Raw genomic sequence first — 2,816 nt, forward strand, 5'->3', positions numbered from 1 at the left:
ATTGGTTATTGTTTTTTGTTTATTTTATGTCCAAGATTCCTAAAATCTACCCTAAAGGACGAATCTTATCTAATTCTAGCCGGACTTAGCGGAATCACAATTTACAATCTCTTTTTAAATCTTGCAATGGATTATTCTAAAGCATCAAATGTCAGTGTCATCATTGCAACAGCACCACTTTTTACTGCGCTACTTGCAGCATTTTTAAAAATCGAAAAACTTTCATTTATCTTTTTTGTTGCCTTTATCTTGTGTATGAGCGGAATCGTGCTTTTAAGCTATGAAGATGAGGGATTCTCCTTTAACCCTTTGGGTGATAGTTTTGCGCTTTTATCGGCACTTGGCTGGGCAGCTTACTCACTTTTGATCCTCAAGATTATGCACAAGAGAGGAAATCTTATCTTGATTACACGCCGCATAATATTTTATGGAATTTTAGGAATGCTGCCGAGCTTTTTATTTTTGGATTTTGCTCCAAATTTAATACTTTTATTAGATCCAAAAATCGCTTTTAATCTGATTTTTTTAGCACTTTTTGCTTCAGGATTATGCTTTTTATTATGGAATCACGCAACACTACTTATCGGTGCTATTAAAACAAATGTTTATGTTTATTTAACACCTCTCATTACTATTATTGTTTCTTTTTTTGTTTTGGGAGAAAAACTCTCTATTTTAGCCCTATTTGGTGCATTCTTAACTCTTCTCGGAGTTATCTTAGCGGAGTCCAAATTCTCAAAACCTATCTCCTTAATAATTTAAGCACCCTTGTAAGCACTTCCCTCTTTCACACTATTCTTTTATTGCCATCACAAGAAAATCTTTAGGCTTTTTGCGACACATAATGCAGAATCTCACCTTTTAGGATTCCATTGTAAAGTTTTCTGTATGCAAGATGACAGATTGTTTCGTTGTTGTTTCACTCCACCCCGCAATGACGAAGTGGCAAGATTCTTGTGTTATCTTTGCACATCTCTAGCACTTTTTCGCCCTTGACTTCCTTTTCTTTACTGATTTGGAAGCCGAATTTCTTATGCAAATTTATTACCTGCTTGTTGCGCGCAAAGACTTCCAAAGTAAGCTGCCTAGCTCCCAAAATATCAAAGGCAAACACCAAGCTCACTTGTTCTAAAACGCGTCCGATTCCGCTTAGGCTTAGGTTCGGATTGCCAAAGAATCCAAACTCCACTTCCTCACTACTTTTCTTGCCAAAATTAATACTCCCCAATCCAACCCCACAAAATCGCAAAAGAAAATATTGTTTTTTGGGATTCTGCCTTAAGGATTCTATAAAGGCAAAATGTTCTGCAAGCGAAATTTCCTTTTGATTATAAAGATTTTTGGCAACTTCAGGATGGTTGCGCCATTGCAAAACCTCTTTCTTTTCCAAATCACTTAAAACAACATAATCCTCTAGCTCCAAGCAAAGAATCTCTAAATTATTCCCCCCCCCCCGCAGAATCGGCAGAATCGCAGACATAGATTTTTAGCACAAATTTTTTACCCTCTTTAATAAAAAACGCAGGGAACTCCTCATTGCTCACAATCCTCAAAAGATTAAATTGCGACTCCAAACTTTTTGCAATATCTAGCTCACTATCTTTTGGGCTTCGCTTAGGGTAGAAGCTCTCCTCTCCGCTCTGCGCCTTTGGACTTAAAGTTGGGAATTTTTCCAAAAACTCCAAACATAGCTTTTGGCACATCTTGGCTTGCTTGTCTCTTAGTTCCTCATAAAGCTCTAATCCGCTTAAATGCAAAGTTTCTTGCAAATAAATCGCGCCATTATCTGCTTTTGCATCTGCTCTAAAAAGCGTAAAAACAATGGAATCCTTACCCTCTAGCACCTGCCAAAAAAGAGGCGACCAACCTTTGCCTTTGGGTAGTGCAGACGCGTGAATCACGAGATTGTATTCGTGCAAATCTAAAAACTCTTGCTCTATTAGTTGATGATAGGAGAGGATAAAAACGATTCCATAAGATTCCTTTAAATCTTTATGAGAAAAATACAGCTTGGCATTTGGAATCTTGCTTTCTAGCTCTTTTGCATAAGGGATAAACCACTGGTTTGGAGAAGTAAGAATCGCCACCTTCATCTATGCCACCTTTACGCGCATAGGCTTAAAAATGGGCTTGGAATCGCCCTTAAGCTTTGCGATTCCACATTTTTGGAAGCTTTGTGTATTTTGTAAGCAAGAAGTGAATAATCCTGTGTAGCTAAAATTGTAGTTTGTGTGGCAAAAAAATGGAGTAAAGTGGCTTTTATTGCCCCCCCCCCGCAGAGAATACGAAATAACTCATTTGCGCGTCCTTATTTGTAAATTGAAAACCAAATCTTTGGTAAAGAGAAATCGCCTTTTGATTCGTGTTCAAGGCACAGGCGTAAATTTTCACAACTCCTAGCGTCTCTTGCGCGTATTTTAGCATTGCTTCCATTAATGCCGCTCCATATCCCTTTAAATCTGGGTTTTGATAGATTCCAAACTCACAAGAGATTCCGTGCTGAATGTCTATAAAGCAAAGCACCCCCAAGATTTCATCGTCTTGCAAAGCCAAAAAATATTGTTTCGTGGAATCCTGCTTCAAGGATTCCATAAATTGCAAGTGTTCTTTTAGCGTAATCGTCTGTGTTCTCATCAAAGGGGCAATTTTTAGGTGATTGCGCCACCCAAACACCAAAACCTTTTCTATCTCATCTAAATCCACAAAATTTTTTAACATCATCACAGAATCCTAGCCCAAAATCCCTACAAGATAAGCGGATAATGCGCTCATTCCTCCACTTACAACAAGGATTCCAATGCAAATCAAAAGCCCTC

General features: G+C 38.1%; 4 protein-coding genes. 1 reads left to right on the forward strand and 3 read right to left on the reverse strand.

Going from position 1 to position 2,816, the window contains the following annotated elements; all coding sequences use genetic code 11:
- Positions 1–762: DMT family transporter (locus tag Q1553_RS07990; RefSeq protein WP_300842906.1), on the forward strand; the 762-nt coding region annotated here is incomplete at its 5' end.
- A gap of 157 nt (positions 763–919) precedes the next feature.
- Here the strand turns inward: Q1553_RS07990 and pseH (Q1553_RS07995) are convergent.
- The 3 genes from pseH (Q1553_RS07995) to pseH (Q1553_RS08005) form a co-directional block, all read right to left on the reverse strand.
- Complete coding sequence (gene pseH, locus Q1553_RS07995) at positions 920–1,480, reverse strand: UDP-4-amino-4,6-dideoxy-N-acetyl-beta-L-altrosamine N-acetyltransferase (protein ID WP_300842907.1); 561 nt, start codon at positions 1,478–1,480, stop codon at positions 920–922.
- The gene (locus Q1553_RS08000; protein WP_115551281.1) at positions 1,440–2,093 is read right to left on the reverse strand and encodes a formyltransferase family protein; all 654 of its coding nucleotides are present in this window, start codon (positions 2,091–2,093) and stop codon (positions 1,440–1,442) included. The genes pseH (Q1553_RS07995) and Q1553_RS08000 overlap by 41 nt, the downstream gene beginning before the upstream one ends.
- A gap of 166 nt (positions 2,094–2,259) precedes the next feature.
- Positions 2,260–2,721 carry a UDP-4-amino-4,6-dideoxy-N-acetyl-beta-L-altrosamine N-acetyltransferase gene (pseH, locus tag Q1553_RS08005; RefSeq protein ID WP_297990272.1) on the reverse strand — a complete coding sequence of 154 codons (462 nt, stop codon included), beginning with the start codon at positions 2,719–2,721 and terminating at the stop codon, positions 2,260–2,262.
- Positions 2,722–2,816 lie beyond the last annotated feature (95 nt).

Origin of the sequence: Helicobacter sp. UBA3407, from assembly GCF_949747025.1 — a bacterium.
GTDB classification, from domain to species: Bacteria; Campylobacterota; Campylobacteria; order Campylobacterales; family Helicobacteraceae; genus Helicobacter_D; species Helicobacter_D ganmani.

Excerpts from the sequence above, each read along its gene's own strand:
- pseH (WP_300842907.1), bottom strand. The coding sequence starts at position 1,480 with ATGTCTGCGATTCTGCCGATTCTGCGGGGGGGGGGGAATAATTTAGAG.
- Q1553_RS08000 (WP_115551281.1), bottom strand. The coding sequence starts at position 2,093 with ATGAAGGTGGCGATTCTTACTTCTCCAAACCAGTGGTTTATCCCTTAT.
- pseH (WP_297990272.1), bottom strand. The coding sequence starts at position 2,721 with ATGATGTTAAAAAATTTTGTGGATTTAGATGAGATAGAAAAGGTTTTG.